The organism is Nocardioides sp. P4_G4 (assembly GCF_056401085.1).
The window spans coordinates 1-5774 of record NZ_JBFUKA010000145.1 but is presented as its reverse complement, the minus strand read 5'-3'; the positions used below and the strand labels follow the sequence as shown (position 1 = coordinate 5774).

At 70.6% G+C, this 5774-nt stretch carries 5 protein-coding genes and 1 pseudogene; 3 read left to right on the top strand and 3 right to left on the bottom strand.

The window, feature by feature from the left end; genetic code table 11:
* Together nuoN and AC1DQF_RS20960 are read left to right on the top strand one after the other, a co-directional pair.
* Positions 1-1185 (top strand): NADH-quinone oxidoreductase subunit NuoN (gene nuoN, locus AC1DQF_RS20965; RefSeq protein ID WP_477527163.1); only part of this gene is annotated, 1185 nt, incomplete at its 5' end.
* Positions 1182-2189: a polyprenyl synthetase family protein gene (locus AC1DQF_RS20960; protein WP_477527162.1), complete on the top strand. Its 1008-nt coding sequence runs from the start codon at positions 1182-1184 to the stop codon at positions 2187-2189. The genes nuoN and AC1DQF_RS20960, both read left to right, overlap by 4 nt.
* Before the next feature lie 42 nt (positions 2190-2231).
* Here the strand turns inward: AC1DQF_RS20960 and rarD are convergent, their stop codons facing one another.
* Entirely contained in the window at positions 2232-3140 is a 909-nt protein-coding gene (rarD, locus tag AC1DQF_RS20955) for an EamA family transporter RarD (RefSeq protein ID WP_477527161.1), read from the bottom strand.
* Positions 3141-3219: 79 nt separating this feature from the next.
* Between rarD and AC1DQF_RS20950 the strand changes: the two genes are divergently transcribed.
* Positions 3220-3642 carry a hypothetical protein gene (locus tag AC1DQF_RS20950; protein WP_477527160.1) on the top strand — a complete coding sequence of 141 codons (423 nt, stop codon included), beginning with the start codon at positions 3220-3222 and terminating at the stop codon, positions 3640-3642.
* A 118-nt stretch (positions 3643-3760) separates the two neighbouring features.
* On the opposite strand, the gene AC1DQF_RS20945 is transcribed toward AC1DQF_RS20950, so the two are convergent.
* Together AC1DQF_RS20945 and AC1DQF_RS20940 are read right to left on the bottom strand one after the other, a co-directional pair.
* The gene (locus AC1DQF_RS20945; RefSeq protein ID WP_477527159.1) at positions 3761-4861 is read right to left on the bottom strand and encodes a 2-oxoacid:ferredoxin oxidoreductase subunit beta; all 1101 of its coding nucleotides are present in this window, start codon (positions 4859-4861) and stop codon (positions 3761-3763) included.
* A pseudogene (locus tag AC1DQF_RS20940) lies at positions 4858-5774 on the bottom strand (2-oxoacid:acceptor oxidoreductase subunit alpha); the annotation flags it as partial. The pseudogene AC1DQF_RS20940 and the gene AC1DQF_RS20945, both read right to left, overlap by 4 nt.

Genomic DNA, 5774 nt, shown 5'->3' with positions numbered 1-5774 from the left:
ACCCAGGGCCTGGACCACACCGAGGTCTACCCGCTCCTCATGTTCGCGGTCTTCGGGATGTTGCTCTTCCCGGCCGCCAACGACCTGCTGACCATRTTCGTCGGCCTCGAGGTCCTCTCCCTCCCGCTCTACCTGCTGTGCGGCCTGGCCCGTCGGCGCCGGCTGCTGAGCCAGGAGGCCGCCCTCAAGTACTTCCTGCTCGGCGCCTTCTCCAGCGGCTTCTTCCTCTACGGCGTCGCGCTGGTCTACGGCTACGCCGGATCGATGCAGTTCGCCGCGATCAACGAGGCGGTCCGCAACGACACCGGAAACAGCGCCCTGCTGCTCATCGGCATCGGCATGCTGTCGGTCGGGCTGTTCTTCAAGGTCGGTGCCGCGCCCTTCCAGGCGTGGACCCCGGACGTCTACCAGGGCGCCCCGACGCCGGTCACGGCCTTCATGGCCGCTGGCACCAAGGTCGCGGCGTTCGGCGCGATGCTGCGGCTCTTCTACGTCGCCTTCGGCGCGGACCGCTGGTCGTGGCAGCCGATGATGTGGGTCATCGCGATCCTCACCATGCTGCTCGGCGCGGTGCTGGCCGTCACCCAGACCGACATGAAGCGGATGCTGGCCTACTCCTCGGTCGCCCACACGGGCTTCCTGCTCACCGGAGTCCTCGGCGTCCAGCAGACCTCGGCCCTGGCCGACGGCGAGCTGACCGCCCTGCAGGCGGTGCTCTTCTACCTGGCCACCTACGGCTTCGCGGTGCTCGGCGCCTTCGCTGTGGTCAGCCTGGTCCGGGACTCGGGTGGTGAGGCCACAGCGCTGTCGCGCTGGGCCGGGCTGGGCAAGGAGTCGCCGATCGTGGCGGGCGTCTTCGCCTTCTTCCTGCTGGCCATGGCGGGCATCCCGCTGACCTCCGGCTTCGTCGGCAAGCTCGCGGTGTTCTCGGTGGCCCTGGCGGCCGGGGCGTGGCCCGTCGTGGTCGTGGCCGTGCTGGCGAGCATCATCGCCGCCTTCTTCTACATCCGGGTCATCAAGGCGATGTACTTCGACGAGCCGGTCGGGGACGGTCCCACCGTCGTCTACCCGAGCGTGCTGACGGCGACGACCATCGCGCTGGGCGCCGCCGCGACCCTGATGCTGGGCATCCTGCCGGGCCCGCTGCTCGACCTGGCAGGCCTTGCGGGACAATTCATCAGGTGAGCACCCCTTCCGCGCCGGCGCTGGCGCTCCCCGTCGTCGACGAGGCCCTGGCCAGTCGCCTCTCCGCACGGCTCGAGGTCGTCGAGGAGATGCTGATCGGGCACACCCGCGCGCGGACGGCGTACGTCTCGGACGCCGCCGGTCACCTGATGCGCTCGGGCGGCAAGCGCTTCCGCCCGCTGCTCGTGCTGCTGGCCGCCGAGACGGGGGAGACCCCCGACGCCGACGAGGTGCTGGCGGCGGCCTGCGTGGTGGAGCTGACCCACGTCGCGTCGCTCTACCACGACGACGTGATGGACGAGGCGGACATGCGCCGCGGCTCCGACACCGCCAACGCTCGCTGGGACAACCACGTCGCGATCCTCACCGGTGACTTCCTGTTCGGGAAGTCCTCCGAGGTGACCGCGCAGCTCGGTCYCGAGGCCGTGCTCATCCAGTCGCGCACCTTCACCGAGCTCGTCGAGGGGCAGATCCTCGAGACCGTCGAGCCGGGCCCCGACGAGGACCCGCTCGCCCACTACCTCGAGGTTGTCGCCGGCAAGACCGGCTCCCTCATCGCCACCGCCGCCGAGTACGGCGCCATGTTCGGCGGTGCGTCCGCCGAGGTGCGCGCCGCGCTGCGTGGGTACGGCGAGATCGTGGGCGCCGCCTTCCAGCTCTCCGACGACATCCTCGACATCGCGTCCGAGTCGGACGAGTCGGGCAAGACCCCCGGCACCGACCTGCGCGAGGGYGTRCCGACCCTGCCGGTCCTGATGGCGCGGGCCTCCACCGACCCGGCCGACTCCCGGCTGCTCGAGCTGCTCGATGCCGACCTGACCGACGACGACCTGCACGCCGAGGCCCTCGACCTGCTGCGCAAGCACCCTGCCATGGAGCAGGCGCGGGGATACGTGCTCGCGGAGTCCGAGCGGGCCAAGGCCCTCCTCACCGCGCTCGAGCCCGGCTCGGTGCGGACCGCGCTGGAGTCGTTCGCCGACATCGTCGCCAACCGCACCTCCTGACGCCCGGCTGTCCGCGAGCGGGGTTTCCCGACGCGGCTCCGCTCAGCAGGCGCTGGCCGCGGCCACCAGCCGCAGCTGGCGGCGGCGGTGGTTGATGGCCTCGACGGTGAAGATCATCAGCGCGATCCAGACCAGGCCGAAGCCGAGCCAGCGCCCGGGCGGCATGGCCTCCTGGAACACCAGCACGCCGAGCGCGAACTGGATGACCGGCGCGAGGTACTGCAGCAGCCCCAGCACGACCAGCGGCACCCGGATCGCCGCGGCGCCGAAGCACAGCAGCGGGATCGCGGTGACCACGCCGGTCGTGGTGAAGAGCAGCGCGTGCCCCAGTCCCTCCGAGCCCATGCTCGAGTGGCCGGAGAGGACCAGCCAGGCGACGTACGCACCCGCGACGGGGGCCAGGACGGCGGTCTCGACGGTCAGGCTGACGACGGCGTCGACGCCGGCCTGCTTCTTGGCCAGCCCGTAGGAGCCGAACGAGAAGGCCAGCACCAGCGCGACGTACGGCAGGCGGCCGTAGTCGACGGTGAGCACGACGACGGCCAGCCCGGCGATGCCGACGGCCACCCACTGCAGCCGACGCAGGCGCTCGCCGAGGATGAAGACCCCCATCAGGACGGTGACCAGCGGGTTGATGAAGTAGCCCAGCGACGTCTCGATCACCCGGCCGTTGTTGACGCCCCAGATGTACGCCGCCCAGTTGACCGAGACGACGACTGCGGCGAAGGACAACAGGCGGAAGGCCCGGCGGTCGCGGACCACGGCCACGACGGCGGTGGTCTGCCGCAGGGCCACCACGGCCAGCGTCATCGTCACCGCGGACCACAGCACCCGGTGGGCGAGGATCTCGACGGCACCGGCCGGCTCCAGCAAAGGCCAGTAGAGCGGGAAGGCTCCCCAGAGGGAGTAGGCGGCCACCCCCAGGAGAAGGCCGCGACGAGATTCCTGCACGGGGCCGAGGCTAGTCGTGCGATGACCTAGGATTCGGCTGGTCTCGAAACAACACCGAACCGTCCAAGGGGGACACATCATGCGGAACTTCCGCACCGTGGCAGCAGGCATGCTGGCCGCGCTCGTCGGCCTGGGAGCCGTCGTCGCCGGCCCGACCGTCGCGAGCAACGCCGAGCAGTCCAAGGCCCAGCGCGTCATCACCGAGACACCGCCGGCCGGGCACCAGGTGGCCTACAACGCCTTCCGCCTCAAGGGCAAGGTCGAGAACCCGCAGGTGGACGGCACCCTGCTGCCCTTCCAGGGCAAGGTGCTGCTGACCAAGAAGGCCTGCAAGACCTGCAAGTTCAAGACGGTCCGCAAGGTCAAGGTCAACGACAAGGGCGTCTTCAAGGCCCGCCTGACCGTGCCCGACAAGGGCCGATGGAAGTGGCGCGTCAAGGTCAAGGGCAACTCGACCTACGCCACCACGTACGGCGAGAAGTGGACGCTGTTCTTCCGCTGAGCCCCGCATCTACCCGCCCCGGTGGGGGGAGCACCACGATCGACGACGACGACCCGGCGCCACGCGCCGGGTCGTCGTCATGTGTGCTCACCGGTGCGGGTGGATCACCGGCTCCTGGTCAGACGATCGTCCAGGTGTCGCCGGCGCCGATGAGCGAGGCGAGCCGCGCCTGCTGGTCGTCGTCGGCGGCACCGCCGCGGGCGGTGGTGATCTGCGCGCGGGCCTGGTCGTCGTACGTCGGCCGCTCGACCTGGCGGAAGATGCCGATCGGCGACTGGTTCAGGTAGCCGGAGTCGGTGAGACGGCTGATCGCGAACGCGGTCGACGGGTCGGGGTGGTGTGCGTCGTGGACGAGGATGTCGGCCTCGTCGACGTCGGACGCCTGCACCACGAGCACGCCGCCCCCGGCGGTGTCGCGGACCAGCGCCCTGGACCCGAGCCCTGACTCCAGCGGGGTCCCGAAGCGGATCTGCTCGCCGTGGACCAGCGGAATGATCGCGTCGGCCTTGGTGTCGGGGTTCTTGATGGCGTCGAACGCGCCGTCGTTGAAGATCGGGCAGTTCTGGTAGATCTCGACCAGCGACGTGCCGCGGTGCGCGGCGGCCGCCGCCAGCACCGTGGTGAGGTGCTTGCGGTCGGAGTCGATGGTGCGGGCCACGAAGGACGCCTCTGCCCCCAGCGCCAGCGAGACCGGGTTGAACGGGTGGTCGACCGAGCCCATCGGGGTCGACTTGGTGACCTTGCCGGTCTCGGAGGTGGGGGAGTACTGGCCCTTGGTGAGCCCGTAGATCCGGTTGTTGAAGAGCAGGATCGTCATGTTGACGTTGCGGCGCAGCGCGTGGATGAGGTGGTTGCCGCCGATGGACAGCGCGTCGCCGTCGCCGGTGACGACCCACACCGAGAGGTCCTCGCGGGCGGTGGCGATGCCGGTCGCGATCGACGGCGCGCGGCCGTGGATCGAGTGCATGCCGTAGGTGTCGAGGTAGTAGGGGAACCGCGACGAGCAGCCGATGCCGGAGACGAACACGATGTTCTCCCGGCGCAGGCCGAGGTCGGGCAGGAACGACTGGACGGCCTTGAGCACCGCGTAGTCGCCGCAGCCCGGGCACCAGCGCACCTCCTGGTCGGAGGTGAAGTCCTTGCCCGTCTGGACCTCGTCGGTCGTGGGGACGCCCTCGGTGCCGGACCGCAGTCCGGGCAGGCCAAGATCCGTGCTCATGCGATGCCGTCCTTTCCGTCGGTGGTGCCCGCGGGCACGAGGTTGACCTCGATGCCCTCGGCCTCGGCGACGAGGCCGCCGATCACGTCGGCCAGCACGGCCGCCTTGAGCGGCAGGCCGCGGACCTCGTTGTAGCCGACCACGTCGACCAGGTACTTCGCGCGCAGCAGCAGGGAGAGCTGGCCGAGGTTCATCTCCGGGACCAGCACCTTGTCGTAGCGCCGCAGGACCTCGCCGAGGTCGTGGGGGAAGGGGTTGAGGTGGCGCAGGTGGGCCTGCGCGACCTGGTAGCCGGCCTTGCGGACGCGACGTACGCCGGCACCGATGGGGCCGTAGGTCGAGCCCCACCCGAGCACCAGGACCCGGGCTCCGCCGTCGGGGTCGTCGACCTCGAGCGGGGGCAGCGAGTCGGCGATGCGGTCGACCTTGGCCTGGCGGGTGCGGACCATGAAGTCGTGGTTGGCCGGGTCGTAGGAGATGTTGCCGTGCCCGTCGCCCTTCTCCAGCCCGCCGATGCGGTGCTCGAGGCCCGGAGTGCCGGGGACCGCCCACGGCCGGGCGAGGGTCTCGGCGTTGCGCTCGTAGGGCCAGAACTCGGCGTCGTCACCCTCCCCGTGGTTGGTCGCCGTGGCGAAGTCGGGATCGATCGTGGGGAGCTCGGAGACCTCGGGGATCCGCCACGGCTCGGAGCCGTTGGCCAGGTAGCCGTCGGAGAGCAGCATGACCGGGGTGCGGTAGGTGATGGCGATGCGCGCGGCCTCGATGGCGGCGTCGAAGCAGTCGCCGGGCGAGCGCGGAGCCACGATCGGGACCGGGGCCTCGCCGTTGCGGCCGAACATCGCCTGCAGCAGGTCGGCCTGCTCCGTCTTGGTCGGCAGGCCGGTGGAGGGGCCGCCGCGCTGGACCGCTGGAC

Bases quoted from the DNA above. Each gene is read 5' to 3' on its own strand.
- AC1DQF_RS20945 (WP_477527159.1), bottom strand. From the start codon at position 4,861: ATGAGCACGGATCTTGGCCTGCCCGGACTGCGGTCCGGCACCGAGGGC.
- AC1DQF_RS20950 (WP_477527160.1), top strand. From the start codon at position 3,220: ATGCGGAACTTCCGCACCGTGGCAGCAGGCATGCTGGCCGCGCTCGTC.